This window comes from Agrobacterium tumefaciens (assembly GCF_005221385.1).
In the GTDB taxonomy this organism is placed as follows: domain Bacteria; phylum Pseudomonadota; class Alphaproteobacteria; order Rhizobiales; family Rhizobiaceae; genus Agrobacterium; species Agrobacterium tomkonis.
In genome coordinates this window covers 2,200,778-2,222,089 of the sequence record NZ_CP039903.1, presented here as the reverse complement: position 1 = coordinate 2,222,089, position 21,312 = coordinate 2,200,778, and the positions used below count along the sequence as shown (strand labels likewise).

Here is a 21,312-nt window from a genome sequence, read left to right as displayed (position 1 = left end):
TTAGGTCTCGACCATCTCAATGTTTGCGAATGAAGCGGCGGTCGCGCCTCTTGCCAATCTCCCCCCTTGAGGGGGAGATGCCCGGCAGGGCAGAGGGGGGTAACGCCTGCCGCGAAGGCCTCGTTTCTCAAGTCACCCCTCATAGCTATGCCCCGCCTTCAACCCCTCACGCACACGATGCGCAATCGCAAGGAACTCCGGCGTTTCCCTGATCTCAAGCGGCCTCTCCCTCGGCAAGGTGGACGTAATCACATCCGTCACCCGACCCGGCCGCGGCGACATGACGACGATTTTCGTCGAGAGATAAACGGCTTCCGGAATGGAATGGGTGACGAAGCAGATGGTCTTGCCGGTCGTATCCCAGAGTTTCAGAAGTTGTTCGTTGAGGTGATCGCGGACAATTTCGTCCAGCGCGCCGAAGGGCTCATCCATCAACAGCAGGTCGGCGTCGAAAGCGAGCGCGCGGGCGATGGAGGCGCGCTGCTGCATGCCGCCGGAAAGCTGCCAGGGGTACTTCTTGCCGAAACCGTTGAGGTTGACGAGGTCCATCGTGCGGTCGATGCGTTCGCGTTGCTGGGCTTTGGTGTAACCCATGATTTCGAGCGGCAAGGCGATGTTCTTTTCGATGCTGCGCCAGGGATAAAGCGCTGCGGCCTGAAAGACATAACCGTAGGATCGGTCTTGCCGGGCGTTTTCCGGCGTCGTGCCGTTGACGGTGATCTCTCCCGACGTGTGTTTTTCGAGATCGGCGATGACCCTGAGAAAGGTGGTCTTGCCGCAACCCGACGGACCGATGAAGGAGACGAATTCGCCCTTGCCGACCTCCAGGTCGACATTGGACAGCGCATGTACCGGGCCATCCCCCGTTTCGAAGGTGAGGCCGAGATTTCTGGCGGAAACGACGGAATAGGGGGAGGCCGGATTCATCGTGGCTTGGTTTCGCTTTCCATCAGGGCCGCGCGCGCCAGTGGCAGCATGCGGGTTTCGGTGAGTCTGGCGATCGGCAGATCGGGTTTGGCGTCGAGATCGAGCCAGCGCACTTCCTCGATTTCCGCCTGCGGCAGGACCTCGGTATGAAGTCTGGCTGTAAAAGCATGGGCGACGACATCTGCCCCCGGCTCATTGGCGGCTTCCTCGCGAAAAACGCCCTCATAACGAACGGCATGCTCGGGCAACATCAGGCCGATTTCCTCGGCAAGTTCGCGGTGAAGCGCCTGTTGCGGTGTTTCGCCCGGGTCGATCTTGCCGCCCGGTTGCATGAATTGCGTGGTGCCGCGCTTGCGCACCACCAGCATCTGCCGCCGCTCGTTTAAAAGAACGGCAGCGGCGATGATGATCTCACGTCTTGCTTCGGTGCTCATGGTTACACGCCCGATGCCGGGATGCCGCTGCGTTCCACCCGGCGTGGCGAAACGAGTTCCTTCCAGGTGGAGAGCGCGCGGCTGACGGCGGGGTAGGGGTCGCGGGCGACGAACTGGCCGTGGCCCGGCTGTGTTTCGATGCTGCCCTCCTCGATGCTGACGAGACCGCGCGACAGGGTGAAGCGCGGCAGTCCCCTGATCTTTTGTCCCTCAAACACGTTGTAATCGATGGCCGACTGCTGGCTCGCCGCGCTGATGGTCTTTTTCAGTGCCGGATCCCAGACGACGATATCGGCATCGCTGCCAACGAGGATTGCGCCCTTTTTCGGATAGATGTTGAGGATCTTGGCGATGTTGGTGGAGGTGACGGCGACAAATTCGTTCATCGTCAGGCGTCCGGTCGCCACACCATGGGTCCAGAGCAGCGGCATGCGATCTTCCAGCCCGCCGGTGCCGTTCGGTATCTTGCGGAAATCACCGATACCGAAACGTTTCTGCTCGGTGGTGAAGGCGCAATGGTCGGTCGCCACGCATTGCAGCGAGCCGGAGGCCAGACCCGCCCAGAGGCTGTCCTGATGCTGCCGGTTGCGGAAGGGCGGCGACATCACCCGGCGGGCGGCGTGATCCCAGTCGGCATTGGCATATTCGCTTTCATCGAGGATCAGGTGCTGGATCAGCGGTTCGCCATAGACCCGCATGCCGTTTTGCCGGGCGCGGCGGATCGCTTCATGGGCCTGCTCACACGATGTGTGGACGACATAAAGCGGCGCACCCGCCATATCGGCGATGATGATGGCGCGGTTGGTTGCTTCACCCTCCACGGAGGGAGGACGGGAGTAGGCGTGCGCCTCCGGCCCGACATTGCCTGCCGCCATCAGTTTTTCCTGCATCTGCGCGACGATATCGCCGTTTTCCGCATGCACGAAGGGAATGGCGCCCAGTTCGGCGCAGCGCGAAAAGGAGGCGAACATCTCGTCGTCATTCACCATCAGCGCGCCCTTATAGGCCATGAAGTGCTTGAAGGAGTTGATGCCCTTTTCCCGAACCACCGTCTTCATCTCGTTGAAGACCTGCTCGCCCCACCAGGTGACGGCCATGTGGAAGGAATAATCGCAATTGGCGCGTGTCGCCTTGTTGTCCCATCGTTGCAGGGCATCGAGAAGCGACTGCCCCGGCTCCGGCAGGCAGAAATCCACTACCATGGTGGTGCCACCGGCGAGCGCCGCCCGCGTGCCGCTCTCGAAATCATCGGCGGAATAGGTGCCCATGAAGGGCATTTCCAGATGCACATGCGGATCGATGCCGCCGGGCATGACATAACATCCGGTGGCATCGAGCACCGTGCCGCCCGTCAGATCGGGCCCAATCCCGGTGATCCTGCCGCCTTCGATCTTCACATCGGCCTTGTAGGTCAGGTCGGCGGTGACGATGGTGCCGTTCTTGATGATGGTGGCGGTCATTCCACGATCTCCGCCGTCTCCAGCACCGCATGCAGCAGCACGTCGCAGCCGGCCTTTGCCCATTCCTGCGAAATCTCTTCCGCCTCATTGTGGGAAAGCCCGTCCACGCAGGGGCAGAAGATCATGGTGGAGGGGGCGACCCTTGCCGTCCAGCAGGCATCGTGGCCGGCGCCGGAGATGATGTCCATGTGGCTGTAGCCCAGTCTTTCGGCGGCGGCGCGCACGCGGCCGACCAGCACCGGATCGAAGGTGACGGGGTCGAAATGGCCGATGGCCTCGATCGTGCAGCCGACGCCGAGTTCTTCGGCGATAACAGGCACCTCGCGCTCGAAAATGGCGCGCATGCTGTCGAGTTTCGCCTGTGAGGGGGTTCTGAGGTCGATGGTGAAGACCACCTTGCCGGGCAGCACATTGCGGGAATTGGGGGTGAAGATCATCTGGCCGACGCCGGCGACGGCGCCCGGCTGGTGGGCCATCGCCACTTCCTGCACCTTTTCGAGAATGCGGGCGGCGGCAAGGCCGGCATTGACGCGCATGGCCATCGGGGTGGAACCGGTATGGGCTTCCTTGCCGGTTAACGTCACTTCCAGCCACCATAGCCCCTGGCAATGGGTGACGACGCCGATCTGTTTGCCTTGCGCCTCCAGGATAGGTCCCTGTTCGATGTGATATTCGAAATAGGCGTGCATTTCGCGCGCGCCGACGTCTTCTTCGCCCAGCCAGCCGATGCGCTTCAGTTCGTCACCATAGGTCTTGCCGTCGGTGTCGGTACGGCTATAGGCGTAGTCGAGATCGTGGATGCCGGCAAAGACGCCTGATGCCAGCATGGCGGGCGCAAAACGTGCGCCTTCCTCGTTGGACCAGTTGGTGACGGTGATCGGGTGTTTGGTCCTGATATTGAGGTCATCAAGGCTGCGCACCACCTCCAGCCCGGCCAGCACGCCAAGCACGCCATCGAACTTGCCGCCCGTCGGCTGGGTGTCGAGATGGCTGCCGATATAGACGGGAAGCGCATCCGGGTCCTCGCCCGGGCGGGTTGCGAACATGGTGCCCATGCGGTCGACGCCCATCGTCAGCCCGGCCGCTTCACACCAGCGCTGGAACAGGCTGCGGCCTTCCCCATCCTCATCGGTCAGAGTGCGGCGATTATTGCCGCCGGCGATGCCGGGGCCGATCTTCGCCATGTCCATCAGACTATCCCACAGACGGTCGCCATTGACCGTCAAGTTCTTACCCGCCGCCATGAAATGTCGTCCTCACCTGTTTTGTTTTTATCGAAGCAAAGCTTGTGCCGTTCCCGTTTTTGCCGACTAAGATAACAGCCATTGCCTTGTGCTGGCGATGATGGATAAATTGACCGGCTGGTAAACAATGCAAATTTGCGATGACGTCAGCAAGGGACTTTCGTGACGAATCGCACTAATTTTGCCCAAACTGTACGCGTCGATTATTTTTTAATCATACTGTAGCGGCAATTGCATCGAAAAGAAACAGAGAGCAGAGAATGGCCATACCGCGCGCAGCGAAAACACAGAAGCGGACCCGCATTCAGGAGGAAAAGCAGGAAGCTATCCTCGAGGCAGCGCTCAGCGTATTTTCCATCAACGGCTTTCGTGGTTCCACCATAGACCAGATTGCCGAGGCGGCCGGCATGTCCAAGCCGAATGTGCTTTATTATTTCCGCACCAAGGAGGCGATGCATCGCGCGCTTATCGAGCGGGTGCTGGATACATGGCTTGATCCGCTCAGGGCTTTTGACGCCGAGGGCAATCCGGAAAGCGAAATCCGCTCCTATATTCGCCGCAAGCTGGAAATGTCGCGGGATTTCCCGCGTGAAAGCCGGCTGTTCGCCAATGAAATCCTGCAGGGCGCGCCGCATATCGAGGATGAGCTTAAAGGACCGCTGAAGCAACTGGTGGATGAAAAGGCCGAGGTGATCCGTGCCTGGGTGAAGGCCGGCCGGATCGCCAAATGTGACCCCTACCATCTCATCTTCTCGATCTGGTCGACCACCCAGCACTATGCGGATTTCGATGTGCAGGTGCGGGCGGTGCTGGGTGACAAAAACGGCGGCGATGGTCGTTTTGAAGATGCGGCCCGGCATCTGGAGCAGCTTTTCATGGGTGGATTGCGGCTAAACGGCTAAGCGGGATGGGGTCTCGCGAATATGTGATCGATGTTTTGCGTCAAAACATGAGGAAAATGATCACCTTTATACTTTACTCCAAAACTCATCTTTATTATGGTGCCGCTATCCCGAACGTCCGGGGCATGAAAAATCAACCGGCAGGTGAGGGAATGGCACGCAAGGAAAAGAAGAAGGCCGAACGCGGCGGCAAGCAGGGCAAGGGCGCGCCTCAAAACGAAAAGGACGTGGCCGAACAGCAGCTTTCCGGGCCGAAGAGCTTTCTTTATGTTGGCGGCCGTGACTGTCAGGTTGCCCATCTTCGCCAGATCGCCAGCAATTTCGGCGCCGAACTTATCCATCACGATGGGGGATTGCGTGAGGCGGTGTCGCGCATCGATACCGTTCTTCCTTCCGTCGACTGCGTTTTCTGCCCGATCGACTGTATCAGCCACGATGCGTGTCTGCGGGTGAAGTCGGGTTGCAAGAAATTCGGCAAGACGTTCATTCCGCTGCGCAATGGCAGCAAATCCAGTCTGGAGCGGGCGCTGCAGACGATGAATGAACGGACCTCCGGCGATGAGCGACGAGCGCAATAATTTCCATGATGATGAGCCCGCGGCAGCAGAAGCCTGCCGCGTGGAACTGCACAAGATGGCTGAACAGGGCGCCGATCCGGCCCTGACGGACATGTATGAAATCGTCGGCGAACGGGAGCGGCGCAACCGTGCGGCGGCGGCCGACAGCAATGTGGTGGTCTTTCCCCATCTGCGTACCCGCCAGCCCGGCGAAACGCCGTCCTTCGCCCTGGGCGAAGCGGCTGAAGGCGGCCGCAACATCCTGTCATTTCGCTGGACGCGGCGTTAAGGCCGATCAGCCTTTCGGCTTCAAAAATGCCCCGGCGCAGAGCACGAGCCACCCGGCAATCATGCCGAGGCCACCCGTGGGCGCGGCGAAGGGAAACAGGCTGTGGCCGGAAAAATGCCTGACGACGAGATCGCCGACGAAGACCGCCGTGCCGAGGCCGAGGATCAGGCCCGCCGGAATGGCCGTTCTGATGCGATCCGCGCCGATATGGAGCGCCACCAACACCGGGGCATGCGCCAGCGCCATGGCTGAGGCATTGCCCAGCATATAGGTTTCGCCCGTGTGGGTGGCGGCGGCGGCAAGCATCACACCGGCAGCCCCAAGCAAACCGCCCAGCAGCAGAATGAAAGATCGCAACCGTTCGCGCGGCACTGTTGCGTCTGTCGAACTTCCGTCGCTCATGCTTGAATTGCTCATGGGCTGTCCGCCTCCTGGTTCTGCATGTGAAAGGCCAGCCGCTCCACCGGCGCCCAGATGATCTCGCGCAGCTTCGGGTTCTCGATGGTTTCATCCATGGCGCGGCGGAAGCAGAGCAGCCATTCGTCGCGCTCGGCAGGGCCGATGGGCGCGACGAAATGGCGGCGGCGCAACATCGGATGGCCGTGTTTCTCGACATAGACGGGCGGTCCGCCAAGATATCCCGTCAGATAATCGTAAAACTTCGCTTCACTACCGGAAAGATCGGCAGGGTGAATGGCACGGCAACGCGCCGCCTCCGGCAGGGTGTCCATCAATTCATAGAAACGCCTGGTCAGGGCCTTGACGGTCGCATCGCCGCCGATCGCTTCATAAAGGGTAATGGTCTCGCCGCTCATCGTCCGCCTCATCTGGCCCTTCGGTCCTTATCGCTTTCTCAAGCGGGAAGAGCAACAGGGAAAGGCGGGATGCGACATTTGGGACATTGTGCCGATAGAAACCTCAGTTTTCGGGCCCGACGGATCGTTGAATAGCCTGAACGGCTATTTTGAGTGGCGCGACATGTTCGGTCACCACGGCCCAAACCACATCGTCCGCGATCTTGTGGTATTCATGGCGGAGAATATTGCCGATTCCGAAAATCTGTTTCCATGGAATGTCCGGCGCGAGGTTTAGCAATTCCTCCGGTATGTGTCGCGATGCCTCTGAAACGATCTCCAGAGCGCGCTGTACAGCAAGCTTGAGGAGCCAATTTTGCTGGAAATCAGCAAGCGACAGGCCTGCGGTGTGGGTCTCAATACCGTTTATGGCCTCCAGAATTTCGGCGAGAACCGGCCCGACCCTGCGTCTGGTCATCAAAATATCCGTACGGCGGATTGCTCGATGTCATTCCGGAGCAGCGGATGGAGGCTGTTGCGTGTTGTCACGTCGACTTCCACGGCTAATTCCTCTTCCAGAAACTGCTTGATACCGACGAGATCGATCAACGAGAAACGGCGGCCCGGATCATAGTCGATGAAGATGTCCAGATCGCTGGAGGCAAGGGCCTCATCGCGGGCCGTCGATCCAAAAAGATAGAGCGACGTCGCGCCCATGCTTTTCACTGCATGGGCGTGTCGCTTGAGTTTTCTTATTGCGTCCGTTCTCTTCATGCGCGCAGCTTACACCATCGCGTATGCGGCATCCACTCTCACCCAAAATTGCGGATGAGATCGAGCCCCTTGTTCAAAAGCGTTTCGGCTTCGTCCTGATTGGCGGCTTCGACGTAGCAGCGCATTTCCGGCGCGTTGCCGGAAGGGCGGAAGTGGATGGTGCTGCCGTCGGTGAGCGCCACGCGCAGGCCGTCGATGTCGCTGAGCGTCTTGACCTTGCCGACCGGGGCAAGGAAAGCCTCGAGATTGTCGCGAGACGCGCGCAGATGCGTCATCAGGGCGGCGCTTTTTTCCTGGGCGAAATTCTCTAGACGGTCGGCGGCGGCGACTGGCAGATTGTAGGCGGCGGCGATCTCCGACAGCGGCTTTTTCTGCTCGGCCGACAGAAGCAGCACAGCGAGAACCGGCAGGAAGCTGTCACGCGTCGGTAGTGGCGAAACTGCCCTTCCATTGAGCGTGAATGCCGAAGCCGTCAGCAGGCCGCCATTGGCTTCGAAGCCCATGACGCCGTTTCTGCCGGCGGCAAGCGCCTCTGCCATGCCGGCGATGACGAAAGGCGAGCCGACCTTGGTGCGAACGACCTCGAAGGAACCGCTCGCTTCAATGCCGGAATTGGAGGTGACGGGGGTGACGACCACGCCGGCATCGAGGAAATTGGCGGTGATGAGCCCGATCAGGTCGCCGCGCAGCGGCACGCCGTTCTCATCGGCAAGCAACGGGCGATCACCGTCACCGTCAGCGGAAACGATGGCGTCGAGACCATGCTCCGGGGCCCACTTCCTGAGAAGCGCCAGCGTTTCCGGCGAGACCGCCTCGGTATCAACAGGAATGAAGGTCTCCGAGCGACCGAGCGCCACGACGTTAGCGCCATAATGGGCGAGAACGTCGACGAAGAGATCGCGGGCCACGGTGCTGTGCTGGTAAACACCGATCTTGAGGCCCGACAATGCCTTTTCCGGCAGAAGGGCGATGTTGCGTTCGTAAAACAGTTCGGCTGCGGTTGCGGAATGGTCTTCCGCCGTCGCGGCCTCGTCGCTGATGCCTTCCGCTTCGACTTCGGCTGCAAGGGCGGCGATTGCCGTTTCATCCTGCTTGTCGATTTCGCCGTCCGGGCGATAGAATTTGATGCCGTTGCGATCGGCCGGAATGTGCGAGCCGGTGATCATCAGCGCGCCGGCCTTCAACGACAGGCCGTAAAGCGCCAGAGCGGGTGTCGGCACGGTGCCGCAATCGAGGGGGGTAAGACCGGCGTTTTTCAGCGCGGCGATGCAGGTTGCCGAAACATCGGGGCTCGAATCCCGGAAATCGCGGGCCACGAGAATGGGGTCGCCCGCCTTTGCCTGACCCGATGTGAGAAGGTGCCTTGCAAATGCCGTGGCATACACGGCCGAGGCTTTTCCCTTCAGATCGACAGAGAGGCCGCGAAGGCCGCTCGTTCCAAATTTCAGGCTCATGCCAAACTCCGTTTCGATAAAATCTTTGAGGTTCAAATGGATAATGCAAAAATATAACGCCTGAAAGAACCGTATCGATCCATTCACGTCAATCCTCTCTTTCATGATGGACGCGAATGGGCGATGATTGCGGGGATGAAGCGGGTAACTTAAAATTCACCCGTCATATTTAAACTTGTCCGTCTATAGCGGCTGTGGCGACGATGGAAACCATCTGTTGCCGGCCTTTTTGTGGTTCATTCGAGTTGGATTGGCTGATGTACAGGCTTCAAAAGGCGGGACATAAGCAGGCACGTCCGCTTGATGAAAAAACGGCGCCCGCCGCGAGAACCCACGGTTCCCTGCTGGACGATCTGGTGGATGAGGACGAGGTTTTCGAACGCACGGTGCTGAAAGAACATCTGGAGCCGAAACCGGTCGCCGCAGCAGAGCCGGCTCCAGCCGAAAAGCCAGTGAAACCATCCTCGCCGACCGGTAGTCTGGTGGCCGCGCTGCCGGGCCTGAAATATATCGACAGGATCGGCGTGGACGATATCCTCATCTGGCTGCGTAACGGCATTGTCTGGATCGTGCTGGCGATCATTCTCTGCGTCGCCGCCGCACTTACCTATGCTTCCATGACGCCGCCGCGTTACACCGCCTATACGGATATCGTCGTTAATCCCTCCAATCTCAACGTCGTCAATGACGGCGTGTTTTCACCGAGCCAGCAGCGCGACACCCAGATCCTCGAAGTGGAAAGCAAGCTGCGCACCATCACCTCGCGCAACGTGCTGGCACGGGTGGTGGATGAGCTGAAGCTCGATCAGGATGCCGAATTCATCAGCCCGCCGCCGCTTGCCCGGCTGAAGGCGATGTTTTCGTCGAAGCCGGAAGATGGCGACAACCGGGTCGGGGCGCTCCGTTCCCTCGGCGACCGGGTGGCGGCGGAACGCGATCCGCGCTCCTTCGTGGTGACGCTCTCGGTCTGGACCAACGATGCGGAAAAATCCGTGACGGTTTCCAAGGCCATCGTCAAAGCCTTTGAAAGCGAGTTGTTCCAGACGACCTCCGACAGCAGCCAGCGCGTTGTCGACGATCTCAAGAAACGGCTCGAGGAGATGCGCGAGAACGTGACGGCTGCCGAAAAGCGGGTGGCGGATTTCCGTCGTGAGAACGGGTTGCAGGAAAATAACGGCCAGCTGGTCAGCAATCTCGCCTCCGGCGAACTGAACGCGCAGGTTCTTGCGGCACAGCAGCGCGTCATTCAGGAAGAATCACGTCTGAAGCAGATGGAAGCGGCGATTGCCCAGAACCGCACGCAGAGCGATGCCATCTTCGACAGCCAGACCATGAACACCATCCGCGCACAATATAGCACCCTGCAGCAGCAGATCGGCGCGATGACGCTGACCTATGGCGCGCGGCATCCGCGTCTGGCAACCGCAGGGGCGGAGCGCGCCATGCTGGAACGCGGCATGGCGGATGAAGCGCGGCGCATCCTGCAGGCGGCCAAGACCAATGTCGCCGAGGCCCGCTCCTCGCTCGATGCCCTCAGATTGAAGGCGGTAGCGGAACGGGCCAACGTCTTCACCGACAACGAGGCGCAGGTGCGGCTCAGGGATCTGGAGCGCGACGCCAATTCGGCCGCCGCGATCTACGAGACCTATCTTACCCGCTCGCGCCAGCTTGCCGAACAGCAGTCGATCGATTCCACCAATGTGCGGGTAATTTCACAGCCTGTCGCCCCGAATTCCAGAAGCTGGCCGCCAGGCAAGCTGACCTTCCTGATTGCCGGTGGCGCAGGTGGTCTGTTCCTTGGTCTCGGCATTGCCGGGGCGCTCGGGCTCTGGGGTTATCTGCGCCGCAACGACCACGATGAAAGTGCTGCGCGATACGCCTGATGAGGCTGGCCCGCTGCGCCTATTCTTCCGAAATCAGGCCGTCATACACTTCGAGCAGGGCAGCGGCGATGGCAGCACCCAGCGCATTGCCTGCATCCCGAATGCCAGCCTCGTCGCCGTCGCGGACCGAAATGGCGAGATCGGACGCTTCGTTGGCGACGATTTCCTTTGCCCGTTCTATTGCCCAGAGGCCGAAATCGCCGCGGTTGTCGATCGAGATGGTTTCCATGGCCGGGACCTTTTCTGTGGTGTGGTTTCGCCGTTCCTTAACCCATCGGCCGGGAAACCGGAATAGGCGGAAAGCGTGGTCTCAACCTCCGGGCGTGTAAATCGTCCGCTTCAAACGATGGGTTTATAAAAATATTAATGATAGTTCTTCGTAGTGTTTGAAGCCTTATACCTTAAGCATATGTGTGACTATAACAATGAAACGATGCCTATCTTGGACACCGGACAGATTATGACAGGGAGCGAAATGCCGGATGCGAAAGGGCCGAACACGACCTGGCCCGTCATTCCGCTTGCGGCTTTACCCATCACTGACGCGACGATAGAAGAAACGGCTGAGGATTTCATCCTGCGGGCGGGGCACGTGCGCGCTGTCGGCGCAAGGCCGTTCTATTCGACCTCGGCGAACGGTCAGGTCATCGCGCTCTGCCATCACGACAGGGAATTTGACGCCATGCTGCGGCAGGCGGACCAGATTCACGCCGACGGCATGTCACTGGTCATCTTTTCCCGCACGTTCTGCCCGAATGCACTGCGCGAACGCGTGGCCACGACGGATCTCGTTCATGCGGTTGCCCGCCGGGCCGAAGAGACGGGTGCGCGGTTTTATTTCCTCGGTGGCTCCGAAGAGGTCAACCGCGCCGCGGTGGAGGAAATGCAGAGGCTTTATCCGCGCCTGGTTTTTTCCGGGCGGCGCAACGGTTATTTCAGCCGGGACGAAGAAGAGGCGATCCTTGCCGATGTCGTCGCATCGCAGACCGATATTCTCTGGGTCGGCTTCGGGATTCCGCTGGAGCAACGCTTCGTTTCGCGCAATCTGGACAGGCTTTCCGGCATTGCCGTGGTCAAGACGTGCGGTGGTCTGTTCGATTTTCTCGCCGGCAAGAACAGCCGCGCGCCGCAATGGATGCAGGATATGGGGCTGGAATGGCTCTACAGGGCGATGCTTGAGCCGAGACGCCTCGGCAAACGTTACCTGCTGACCAATCCCATCGCTATATATTCGCTTCTGAAACACAGTTACCGGGCTTCGGGACGCTGACGAAGCGGAGAGGAAGACGGCGGTTTTGCCGTCCTCGGTTTTGCCATTCTCAGTTTTGCCATTCTCAGTTTTGATTGCGCAGCGGATTTTTTGAAAGCCGCGCGCTCCAATCTATATGAGATCATCCTAACGTATTGAAACGATGCGCCTCGCCGCTAAAATACGTTGCAACTGGGCGCAACGGCGTTACACTGGGGAAATATTATAAATTTATTCGAATCAGAGATATTTGAGGGCAGCGATGGTCATTACGTCCATTTCTCTTTTTGTCTATGGGATTGGCACTGTTACCTCTCTCGCCATGACCTATATTGAAGGCGCCCGCCGCGACAGGGATTGGGATTTTTATCGGGTGACCGGTATCGTTCTTTGTTTCTTGTGGCCGGTTCTCGTTCCGGTTCTCATTCTTGCAGCCGTGTTTTCTTCCTTCGGTTTCCAGAAACGCATGAATGCGATTTCGCTGGGCAGGGAAAAAACGCTGAGCTGACACGGGTGCCCGTAATGAGGAATATCAGGCCTTTTTCACCGGCGCCTTATAGGGCGTGAGCGTGATGCCCAAGCTCGCCATCACGCGGCCGATGGACATCAGCGGCGGATGGGTGGCAGGCAAAAGCGCCCCGGTTTTCAGGAAAGCGGCAATGGCGCGGATGAGCGACAGGCACAGGCTGACGACGTTTTTGGCGGCAAGCAGCAGTCCACCCTTGAGGCCAGGGCGGCGAGCGCGGTCGATGCTATAATTGATGATGCCGGTTCTTAGCGAGCGCTCCATGATCCAGCGCGGCGCCATGCGGTTTTCCGGCACATATTCGATGATGAGGGCTTGAGCGTTCCAGGCGAATTTGAAACCGGCCTTACGGCAGCGGGTGAAGAAATCCATATCACCACCGCCGAGGAAATTGAACCGCACGTCGAATTCCGGTTTTGACAAGCTTTCGAAAACTTTCCGCGAAATCAGGCAATTGCCCGATCCGTGGATCTGCTCGACGAGACCGGTCGGCGCTTCGATGGAGCCGAACAGCGGATGTGACAGCACCGCCTTTGGTGCGGGTGCGTCGAATTCACGGTTGACCGGTCCGCCGACGATATCGGCGCCGAAGGACCTGGCCGCCGACACCATTTCGGCGAGCCAGACGGGGGAGGCGGCCTCGTCGTCATCGATCATCAGGAACCATTGAGCGGAGGGATAGCTCTGCCGGGCGGTGCGGAAGGCGGTATTGATGGCGTAACAATTGCCCTGCGTCGGCTCCACCAGTGTCTGGCCGGTCATGCCGCTTTCGCCAAAAAATGCACGCGCGACGGCAAGGCCCTGCTGGCCTGCGCCATCATTGTCGACCACGACGATGGCGAAGGGGAAATCGACCTTCTGGGCCGCGAGCGACAAAAGCGTCTTTCGCAAGCCTTCGGGCCGGCGGAAACTGGGAATGCACACCACCGCTTCCGGCATGATCTCGGGCATGGAAACTCCTAAATACCGGCAAGCGCTGCGGCGGAAAAAACGACGGCCCTGAGGCTTTGGCGGGGGCGATGAATGAGGGTATCGGCAAGCGCCGAAAAGGCCTCACGGTACCGGCGGGCGCGGAAGGCCTGCGCCACTGTGTAGGCATTCATGTGGTTTTCGGATTTGTGGCGAAGCCGCCGCAGTTCCTGCGGGGAAATGGCGGCGACGATGGCGGGGTCGGAAAACACCGCCTCGATGGCCGGCTCGCAATCCCGGAAGGTCAAAAGCCGGTTCATCATCACGCTCGTCCGATGCACCCGGTAATCGAGAACATGGCAGCCGGGCAGATAGACAAAGCGGCCGGCAGCGGCGAGCCTGCACCAGCCATACCAGTCTTCCGCGTAACGCAGGGTCTCGTCGAAACCGCCGAAATCCTGAAAGATGCGTGTCCTGACCAGCATGATGCCGCCATTGACGATGAAGTTTCCGCCCAGCAGCGGCTGGAGGATGAAACCGTCAGGCTTTTCACGCCGGCGGATGAGATTGCGCCGGCCGATCTTTGCGCCGTTTTCGTCGATACGCTCATAATCGCCATAGACGGCAACGACGTCAGGGCCGGAGATGCCGGCGCAAAGGGCGGCGATGGCGCTCGGCTTCAGACGGTCGTCGGCATCGAGGAACATCGTCCATTCGCCGCGTGCCTGCGACAGGCCGAAATTGCGCACGGCGGAAACGCCCTGCCGGCCCTGCGGCCGGGCAAGCAATTTGACACGCGGATCGGAGAAACCTTCCACCTTTTGCGCGGTGGTATCGGTGGAGCCGTCATCGACCACCAGCACCTCGCAAATGGTCTCGCCCTGAAGCAGGACGCTTTCGATCGCTTCCACGATGTAACGCTCGCCGTTGCGAACGGGAATGACAATCGAAACGGAAACCAAGGTTTTCAACTCCATAAGGGTGGGCCAAGAATTCGCACAGCGAAGTTACTACCGGATTAAGCGGGCCTCGCCAATTATGACGTGGTATAGCGTCGGTTAACCTTGCAAATCTTTAATATCCTTTTGGCATGATCGTGGTGTTATGTTTTGAGAATTAGAGCGCGGTTGCGTCCTGTTGGACATTGATGCGCCAGGGTTGCGGAGGCGGGTAAATGCGGATCGGGCGACGGAATTTTCTGGGCGGTGCGGCAAGTGCCGGCCTGTTGCATGCCATGGCCGGCCCGGCCCTTGCCGTGCAGAAGAAGACACCGGTCAAAACCGCCCCTTACGGCGCCGCCGTCTATCTGCCGGATCTTAATGCCGATAGCCGCATTGGCACGGCTGTTGTCAAATATTGCTCGCGCATCACCCCGGTTACCGAAATGAAATGGGAGGTCATGCGGCCTTCCGCTGACGTGTTCGATTTCGCTGCCGCCGATGCAATCGCCAACTTCGCGCGTCAGCACAAGCTTTCCATGCACGGCCATCCGCTGATCTGGTACGCCTCCAACGCACCCTGGCTTGCAAGTATCGGCGGCGGCGGCAAGGTCGAGAAACTGATGGAGACCCACATCGTCAAGGTGATGGAGCGTTACAAGGACGTGATCCACAGCTGGGACGTGGTCAATGAGCCGATCCCCGACGTGCCGGGCAATGTGCGCGCGCGGCGCGATGCCTGGTATTACGGAGCGGGGTCGGACGCCATCAAGAAGGCCTTCGATATTGCCCATGCGGTCGATCCGAAGGCGCAGCTTGTTCTCAACGAATATGATGTGGAATTCGCCGTCGAAAAATCGCCGGCCAAACGCGCGGCCTTCCGCAACCTCATTCTTGAACTGCTTGAGAAGGGCGCGCCGATCAACGCCATCGGCCTGCAGGGGCATCTGCGCGGCGGCTGGCCTATCGCCAAGGACGAGCTCGCCGCCTTTGCCACGGAAATGCGCAGCTACGGCCTTGCCATTCTGGTGACGGAGCTGGATGTGATGGACCAGACGCTGCCCGGCCCGGAGGCCGAGCGCGATATGCTGATCAACGGTCAGGTCCGCGATTTTCTCGAAGCGGCCTCGGCGGGTGGGGGGCTTTCCTCGATCACGACCTGGGGCATTTCGGACCAATATAGCTGGATCCGCTGGGCCTATCCGCGCCGGGACGGCACGGCCAATCGGCCGCTGCCGTTGGACTGGAGCTTCAACGAAAAACCGATGATGGCCGTCATCAACGAATTCCGGAACCGTGGTGCATGAGCATGAGTGCTGAAACTTTGCTTCCTCCCGTACAGAAAGCACTGCAGATCAATCTGCATCCCTTCGACGCACCGCATGCGGCCCTTACCCTGCCACATCAGCTGCGGGTCTGGGGCGGTCAGGTGGACCGCATTCTTCTGACTGTTGATACCGGGCAGGTCGGGGCAGGCCGTTACAAGGGCAACGGCTTTGATGCGGCCAGCAAACGCCTTTTCGACATGTTGGAGGAAATGCAGACCAATTATCCGCATCTGTATGTGGATGTGGTTGATTACAGCGATGCGGCACGCAATCTGGTGGCAAAGACCTTCTTTTCGCGCTCGCCGATCCCCTATCCGGCCAAGGCCTTCGATGGTGGGCCGTTTCATGTTTATTTCTACGGGCTGAAACGCGCCAATGCCCGTTATGTGCTGCATATGGACAGCGACATGATGTTTGGCGGCGGCAGCCAGAACTGGTTCGAAGAGGCCGTTGCCCTGCAGAGGGCCAACCCCGATGCCCTGTGCATCACGCCGTTTTCCGGGCCGCCGACCGTGCGCGGCGATCTTGATATTTCCCGCCATGTCGGCATGCCGGGCGTGAGGAATATTCCAGAGCCGCGCAAGCTGCCATCGCGCGTCCCCACATGGCGCTTCGCTACTGTCTCCACGCGGCTTTTCATGATTGACATGGACCGCTTCGCCAAACGGATCGGCTCGCTGGAACTGCTGCGGCCGGATGCCAAGCGGCGTATCCGCTCCTACGCCTATAACCAGCAGCCGGTCTCGATGCCCGCCGAAGAGGTGCTGAGCACCAACATGATGCGCGTGGGCGTGCACCGGCTGGATTTTCTCGGTACGGGAAAGGGCATGTATTCGTTGCATCCGCCCTATCGCTCGCCGGAATTCTACGCGGCGCTGGGGTCGATCGTCGAACGTATCGAAAAGGGTGACGTTCCCGAAGGGCAGCTGGGCGACTTCGATATCAATGGATCGATGGTGGACTGGACCAGCGCGCTGGCGGCCAAGACGCGCTCCAAACGTTACGCGAAGGCGCTGCGCCACCTGATCTCGGCGAATGTGCAGCGTTTCACCAAGGCGTAAAACGTTGCGGCCTGCCTTCTGCGTCAAACACGTGGGGGCGGCTCAATAGTCGGTTATCAGCTTGCTCCAGCGTTCCGAGCACAGGCCGCCAATATAGATGTCGCCGGCAATCGCCCGCTCCCGCAGTGCTTCATCCCGGGTTGCCATGCAGAAATATCCGTCATGGCGAAAGCTCATATGGTTCTGGCGGTACAGTGCATTTATGAGAAAGGGCTGCGACATGCCGGTGACGTGGGCGTAGTTCTCGTCGTCGAAATGGCGGAACAGGGTGTTGAGCACGTCGTTTTCACGACCGGCATCGCAGACGAGATTGAGCACATAGGCGGTTCTTCCCGGCTGGCCAAAAAACAGGGCGGCGCCCATGACATGGCCTTCGGCGGTTTCGATGGTCAGGCTTTTCAGTTCACCGAGGCTCTCATTGGTCCTGCTCATTTCTATCAGCCAGTGGAACTCGTCGTGAGACCATTCCGGACGAATGGAGAACCGCTCGATCATCGTCAGCGCCTTGCGGCGGAATGTCTCGAAATCCACGGTTCTTACCCTGGCGCCGGCGACTTGATGCGGCCTCAAGCCTTTTTTCCATGATCGCAGAATACCGTCGACAAATCCAAGCGCCGACAGGGCAAGGGTGGTCTTGGCCAGTTTCGAGCGTCGCGGCATGCGCAGCGCGATCGTGCAGAAGGGCTTGAGGGCCTTGTGCCATTGCAGGCTTTCGATCGGCATCATGGTGCCGCCGATCGCGACCCAGTGATCGGCGCTGACGGGGGAGGCCGTGTCCGAAAACAGCATGTCATGTTTCGCTGCCCGCATGCTGCGAGACAGGCGGGCAGCCCCCAGCGCGCCGAGTTTCCCATCCGATGCGAAAGCGCATAATAATCTGGCGGTAATGGCTTTTCCATTCGCGATAAACCGCATGGGGACCGCGAGAATGACGCTTGTGACCCTGTTTTCCCCCGCGTCATAGACGACGCTGCCATACTCCGGATCAAAGATGGGGCTGCTGAAGAACAATGTCTCGACATAGGAGCGCAAATCGAAGTTTACTTCACGCCCGGTCTTCTTGAAAGCGCTGTTGAGCACCGCCTCGACCGCCTCGACATCGTCCCTGCGCATGGGGCGAATACCGACCGTTCCGGACTTGTCCGGGCACCGTGTCGATTGACCGCTATCGCCATCGTCCATGTTGGTGTGTCTCGGAACGTCCACCTTAGGTCTCCAGCCTTATGCGCAATTATGAGATCAACTCAAGGATATATCTTAAGTTGTTAATAGAGGCTAAAGAGAGCCTTGGGCTATGCCCTCAATACGCCCAAATGGATATTCCATCGCGTAGGTAGAAGTAATTTATTCGATGGTTTATTTCGTTCTAATATTAATTAAATCAAATATTTGATTTCAACGGGCAGAATTTTTTCCGGCGGAAATTCCGTCACTTTCCAAATTGACCTGCCGAATTCGGCTCTGTTTCTCTGCCTGTGCGCCTATCCCTTCCTAACAAAAGAAAATGACGAAATTACTATTCTTCCGTGCATTACGAATAACTAAAAAATAGGATATTTGCAGGATATTCCTGTGACGGGGATGAAGCATCGGATACGATGTGTGCCGACGTGGAAAAAGGAAGAGAAAAACCCCTTATGGATGCAGCGGACGACGGACAGGGGCGTGGATATTGGCGGGACGCATTGTTTTATGTGACCTTCCTTTACTTCACGATCGGCTTTTCGCCCTATGTTTCACTTTCCTCCACTTATTCCGGCTCCGCCATGGCAGCCGGCTCCAGTCTTCTCAACCAGTTCACCGCGATCATTCTGCTTTTCAGTTTCGTGGCGTTCATGGCGAAGGAAAAGTCGTTCTCGATCCTCTTTGCACCGCGCCTGCTGATAGCGGCGATTTTCGGCTGGTATGCGTTCACTTCGCTGGTGGGCGAAGCGCCGATGTTCTCGCTGCGGCGACTGGTCATGTGCGCCATCATCTGTGCGCTTGCCGATGGTTTCCTGCAATTGCCGCGCTCCGAGCGGCATTTCACCACAATGCTTGCCTTCTGCGTGTGGATTATCCTGTTCCTTTGCTATTTCGGTATCGCCGCTCTGCCCGGACGGTCGATTCATCAGGTCAGCGATGCGCTGGAGCCGTTTCTTGCGGGCAACTGGCGGGGCGTCTTCAATCACAAGAACGAGGCTGCCTCGATCATGTCGGTGCTGATCATCGTCGGGATCTATCTTTGCAGGCGCTGGTCCTTCTTCGGGGGGCTGGTGGTTCTGTTGCTGTCGCTCATCTTTCTGGTCAAGTCAGGCGGCAAGACGGCACTTGGGCTGATGCCGATCATCATTGGCACAGGCTGGTTCATCGTGCGCTGGCCCCAATGGCGATATCTAATGGTGACCCTGCTGATGGTGGTCTTCGCGACGGTGGTGATCGGCACCACCGTCGATCCCGTCTTTTCGCAGATGCTGACCAAAATGGGTATCGACGCCAGTTTCACAGGCCGAACCGATATCTGGACCATCGCCATTGATTATATCCATCAGCGACCGGTTTTAGGATATGGATATCAGGCCTTCTGGCGCAGCGACGCGCTGCTATCGAGTTCCATTGAAAACAATAGCTGGGCGGCGACCGCGCCGGCTGCGCATAATGCCTATTTCGACCTCGTGCTTGCGGGTGGCGTGCCGGGTCTGGTGCTGGTGCTGGTATGGATTTTTCTGCTGCCGCTTCATTATCTTGGCAAAATGGATGAGGCCACGCGCAAAAGCCCACTGACAAGGCTCTATGTCGGCGTGTGGCTTTATGTGCTGCTTTACAGCTTTCTGGAAACGATCCTCATGCTGAGTGCGGGTTTCGTCTGGTTTTTCCTTATCGTTGCCGTGATGGGCCTGCATCTGCAGGCAACTGCCAGCCTGGTTCAGGATGAGAAGCGGCGGGAGCCGGCCCGCGCCGACGGTGAAGGGATGATGGTGCCGAAGCCTCTTTCGCGCCACCCATAGGCAGTTGGCTGCCGACGATATCGGGCAGGAGGAAACCGGCTTGTGCGCGTGGCTACGCCGGGGTGATGGCGGGACTGGAGACACCATCCGCCATTGATGGGCATATGTTTTTTATCGCGGCTATTGACCTCAACTATAGTTGAGGAACTATCAGAGCATGGAACACTGTTGAAGGACGTTCCATGAGCGATATTATACTCTCCCTACGGATCATATTTGGCAGCGGGCGCAATCCGCGGTTCTGCGACGTCATCGGCAAATGGCTGCTGGTGCGGCCCCGGCCGCCGGTGGTAAGCGCGCTGGTGACGATGATGAACACACCTGGCTGGTGGGCGCATGTGCTGAAGCAGGCGCGTTCCTCTACCCCTTGCAGGGAGGCGTGACGATGGCTGAAAATTCCACGGCGCTGAAAATCACCCTGCTGTTTGTCGCCACACTCACCATCATGGCCGGGACGACGGTTGCGCCCTCGCTGCCCGCTATCGAGCAGAACTTCCTGTCGACAGCCAATGTCGGGCTGTTGAGCCGTATGGTGTTGACCTTGCCATCGGTTTTCGTCGCACTCTGCGCGCCCGTCGCCGGGATGCTGGCGGATCGCTTCGGCCGCAAACGGCTGCTGCTGGGCGCAATCCTGCTTTACAGCCTTTCCGGCATATCCGGTCTTTTTGCTGACAGCCTTGCGGGCCTGCTCGTTGGACGGGCGTTTCTGGGTCTGGCGATCGGCGGCATCATGACGATCGGCACGGCTCTGGTGGGCGATTATTTCGAGGGGCCGGCACGGGAGCGCTATCTCGGGCTGCAGCAGGCTTTCACCCAGCTCGGCGGCGTCTTGTTCGTCGTGGCGGGTGGATTGCTGGCCGATATTCACTGGCGCGCACCCTTTGCGGTCTATGCCGTCGCCCTCGCCATTCTGCCGGCGGCCCTGCTTTTCCTGAGGGAACCGGCACGGGGCGATAGCCGCGCCCGGGACGCCGGGCCGGCTTTTGCGGTCAATTGGCCGCTGGTGGCTGTGCTGGCGGTGGCAGTGTTTCTCGTCAACGCGCTGTTTTACACCATCCCCTCGCAATTGCCGTTTTTCATGCGTGAACTCGGCGTGTTTTCCGGCAGCGTTGCGGGATATGCGATTGGCATCTTCAATCTGGCGGGCGCGCTGACGGCGCTCAATTTTGCAAGATTGCGCAGGCATATGGGGGTGGCCGCCATTCTTGCCGTTGGGCTGGTGCTGATGGCGACGGGATTTGCGCTGCTTGCCATGGCAGACGGGCTGGTCCCCATGCTGTCTGCGGTTGGTGTGGCGGGGCTTGGTCTCGGCCTTGTGATGCCGGCCATCATGTCCACGACGATCATGCTAGCACCGCTGCGGCTACGCGGGCGTATCGCCGGCATCGTCACGGCATCGATGTTCCTTGGGCATTTCATCTCGCCGCTGGCGAGCCAGCCGTGGATTGCCCGGTTCGGTTTTGCAACGGCCTATCGCGATATCGCCCTGGTCTTTGCCGTTATGGCCGGTCTTGCGGCATTGGCCGCCATTATTCAGCACTGGGTGGTGATGCGAAAGGCACGGTCTTTTGCCCGAAGCGGATAAGGGCCTGGCAG

23 protein-coding genes and 1 pseudogene are annotated in these 21,312 nt (G+C 59.2%); 11 read left to right on the top strand and 13 right to left on the bottom strand.

What is annotated here, in order from left to right:
- Positions 1–132: 132 nt before the first annotated feature.
- From CFBP6623_RS11235 to CFBP6623_RS11220, 4 genes are read right to left on the bottom strand one after another with little or no spacing between them, the layout of a single operon-like run.
- Positions 133–927 (bottom strand): ABC transporter ATP-binding protein, encoded by a 795-nt coding sequence (locus tag CFBP6623_RS11235; protein WP_046797832.1) that lies wholly within the window; start codon positions 925–927, stop codon positions 133–135.
- Positions 924–1,361, bottom strand: coding sequence for an NUDIX hydrolase (locus CFBP6623_RS11230; RefSeq protein ID WP_046797833.1), 438 nt, complete (start codon positions 1,359–1,361; stop codon positions 924–926). Before CFBP6623_RS11230 ends, CFBP6623_RS11235 begins: the two co-directional genes overlap by 4 nt.
- Positions 1,362–1,363: 2 nt before the next feature.
- On the bottom strand, positions 1,364–2,821 hold the full coding sequence (gene hydA / locus CFBP6623_RS11225) for a dihydropyrimidinase (protein ID WP_046797834.1): 1,458 nt from the start codon (positions 2,819–2,821) through the stop codon (positions 1,364–1,366).
- The gene (locus CFBP6623_RS11220; protein ID WP_046797835.1) at positions 2,818–4,065 is read right to left on the bottom strand and encodes a Zn-dependent hydrolase; all 1,248 of its coding nucleotides are present in this window, start codon (positions 4,063–4,065) and stop codon (positions 2,818–2,820) included. The genes hydA and CFBP6623_RS11220 overlap by 4 nt, the downstream gene beginning before the upstream one ends.
- 260 nt (positions 4,066–4,325) lie before the next feature.
- On the opposite strand from CFBP6623_RS11220, the gene CFBP6623_RS11215 reads away from it, so the two are divergent.
- The 3 genes and pseudogenes from CFBP6623_RS11215 (at position 4,326) to CFBP6623_RS11205 (ending at position 5,813) form a co-directional block, all read left to right on the top strand.
- On the top strand, positions 4,326–4,967 hold the full coding sequence (locus CFBP6623_RS11215; protein ID WP_046797836.1) for a TetR family transcriptional regulator C-terminal domain-containing protein: 642 nt from the start codon (positions 4,326–4,328) through the stop codon (positions 4,965–4,967).
- 254 nt (positions 4,968–5,221) lie between these two features.
- Positions 5,222–5,545: pseudogene (locus CFBP6623_RS11210) on the top strand (DUF2325 domain-containing protein); the annotation flags it as partial.
- Positions 5,526–5,813 carry a hypothetical protein gene (locus CFBP6623_RS11205; RefSeq protein WP_046797837.1) on the top strand — a complete coding sequence of 96 codons (288 nt, stop codon included), beginning with the start codon at positions 5,526–5,528 and terminating at the stop codon, positions 5,811–5,813. The pseudogene CFBP6623_RS11210 and the gene CFBP6623_RS11205, both read left to right, overlap by 20 nt.
- A gap of 6 nt (positions 5,814–5,819) precedes the next feature.
- Here the strand turns inward: CFBP6623_RS11205 and CFBP6623_RS11200 are convergent, their stop codons facing one another.
- From CFBP6623_RS11200 to uppO, 5 genes are all read right to left on the bottom strand, one after another.
- Positions 5,820–6,230: a DUF423 domain-containing protein gene (locus CFBP6623_RS11200; protein ID WP_408606453.1), complete on the bottom strand. Its 411-nt coding sequence runs from the start codon at positions 6,228–6,230 to the stop codon at positions 5,820–5,822.
- Complete coding sequence (locus CFBP6623_RS11195; protein ID WP_046797838.1) at positions 6,227–6,628, bottom strand: group II truncated hemoglobin; 402 nt, start codon at positions 6,626–6,628, stop codon at positions 6,227–6,229. Before CFBP6623_RS11195 ends, CFBP6623_RS11200 begins: the two co-directional genes overlap by 4 nt.
- A gap of 103 nt (positions 6,629–6,731) precedes the next feature.
- Entirely contained in the window at positions 6,732–7,085 is a 354-nt protein-coding gene (locus CFBP6623_RS11190; protein ID WP_046797839.1) for a HepT-like ribonuclease domain-containing protein, read from the bottom strand.
- Complete coding sequence (locus CFBP6623_RS11185; protein WP_003520575.1) at positions 7,085–7,381, bottom strand: nucleotidyltransferase family protein; 297 nt, start codon at positions 7,379–7,381, stop codon at positions 7,085–7,087. Before CFBP6623_RS11185 ends, CFBP6623_RS11190 begins: the two co-directional genes overlap by 1 nt.
- 38 nt (positions 7,382–7,419) lie before the next feature.
- Positions 7,420–8,835, bottom strand: coding sequence for a polysaccharide biosynthesis phosphomannomutase UppO (gene uppO, locus CFBP6623_RS11180; RefSeq protein WP_046798396.1), 1,416 nt, complete (start codon positions 8,833–8,835; stop codon positions 7,420–7,422).
- A 257-nt stretch (positions 8,836–9,092) separates the two neighbouring features.
- On the opposite strand from uppO, the gene uppM reads away from it, so the two are divergent.
- Positions 9,093–10,718: a polysaccharide biosynthesis protein UppM gene (uppM, locus tag CFBP6623_RS11170; RefSeq protein ID WP_167379135.1), complete on the top strand. Its 1,626-nt coding sequence runs from the start codon at positions 9,093–9,095 to the stop codon at positions 10,716–10,718.
- Between the two features lie 19 nt (positions 10,719–10,737).
- Here uppM and CFBP6623_RS26805 read toward each other — a convergent pair whose 3' ends face one another.
- Positions 10,738–10,947, bottom strand: a complete 210-nt coding sequence (locus CFBP6623_RS26805; RefSeq protein WP_003509414.1) for a hypothetical protein — start codon at positions 10,945–10,947, stop codon at positions 10,738–10,740.
- A 246-nt stretch (positions 10,948–11,193) separates the two neighbouring features.
- Between CFBP6623_RS26805 and uppL the strand changes: the two genes are divergently transcribed.
- Positions 11,194–11,988, top strand: a complete 795-nt coding sequence (gene uppL / locus CFBP6623_RS11160; RefSeq protein WP_046797840.1) for a polysaccharide biosynthesis UDP-hexose transferase UppL — start codon at positions 11,194–11,196, stop codon at positions 11,986–11,988.
- A gap of 241 nt (positions 11,989–12,229) precedes the next feature.
- Positions 12,230–12,475, top strand: coding sequence for a hypothetical protein (locus CFBP6623_RS11155; RefSeq protein ID WP_046797841.1), 246 nt, complete (start codon positions 12,230–12,232; stop codon positions 12,473–12,475).
- 24 nt (positions 12,476–12,499) lie between these two features.
- Here the strand turns inward: CFBP6623_RS11155 and uppJ are convergent, their stop codons facing one another.
- A complete protein-coding gene (gene uppJ / locus CFBP6623_RS11150) occupies positions 12,500–13,444 on the bottom strand; it encodes a polysaccharide biosynthesis UDP-hexose transferase UppJ (protein WP_046797842.1) in 945 nt (314 codons plus the stop codon).
- An 8-nt stretch (positions 13,445–13,452) separates the two neighbouring features.
- Positions 13,453–14,364 (bottom strand): polysaccharide biosynthesis endo-1,4-beta-xylanase UppH, encoded by a 912-nt coding sequence (gene uppH / locus CFBP6623_RS11145; RefSeq protein WP_225339246.1) that lies wholly within the window; start codon positions 14,362–14,364, stop codon positions 13,453–13,455.
- A 212-nt stretch (positions 14,365–14,576) separates the two neighbouring features.
- Between uppH and uppI the strand changes: the two genes are divergently transcribed.
- Together uppI and uppG are read left to right on the top strand one after the other, a co-directional pair.
- On the top strand, positions 14,577–15,647 hold the full coding sequence (gene uppI, locus CFBP6623_RS11140) for a polysaccharide biosynthesis UDP-hexose transferase UppI (RefSeq protein WP_046797844.1): 1,071 nt from the start codon (positions 14,577–14,579) through the stop codon (positions 15,645–15,647).
- Positions 15,648–15,649: 2 nt separating this feature from the next.
- Positions 15,650–16,729, top strand: a complete 1,080-nt coding sequence (gene uppG, locus CFBP6623_RS11135; RefSeq protein WP_046798398.1) for a polysaccharide biosynthesis glycosyltransferase UppG — start codon at positions 15,650–15,652, stop codon at positions 16,727–16,729.
- A gap of 42 nt (positions 16,730–16,771) precedes the next feature.
- On the opposite strand, the gene CFBP6623_RS11130 is transcribed toward uppG, so the two are convergent.
- Entirely contained in the window at positions 16,772–17,842 is a 1,071-nt protein-coding gene (locus CFBP6623_RS11130; RefSeq protein ID WP_046798399.1) for a hypothetical protein, read from the bottom strand.
- Between the two features lie 524 nt (positions 17,843–18,366).
- Between CFBP6623_RS11130 and CFBP6623_RS11125 the strand changes: the two genes are divergently transcribed.
- The 3 genes from CFBP6623_RS11125 (at position 18,367) to CFBP6623_RS11115 (ending at position 21,301) form a co-directional block, all read left to right on the top strand.
- Positions 18,367–19,716 (top strand): O-antigen ligase family protein, encoded by a 1,350-nt coding sequence (locus CFBP6623_RS11125; RefSeq protein WP_046797845.1) that lies wholly within the window; start codon positions 18,367–18,369, stop codon positions 19,714–19,716.
- Between the two features lie 182 nt (positions 19,717–19,898).
- On the top strand, positions 19,899–20,099 hold the full coding sequence (locus tag CFBP6623_RS27080) for a hypothetical protein (protein WP_062654262.1): 201 nt from the start codon (positions 19,899–19,901) through the stop codon (positions 20,097–20,099).
- Positions 20,100–20,101: 2 nt separating this feature from the next.
- Entirely contained in the window at positions 20,102–21,301 is a 1,200-nt protein-coding gene (locus tag CFBP6623_RS11115) for an MFS transporter (protein ID WP_046798400.1), read from the top strand.
- Positions 21,302–21,312 lie beyond the last annotated feature (11 nt).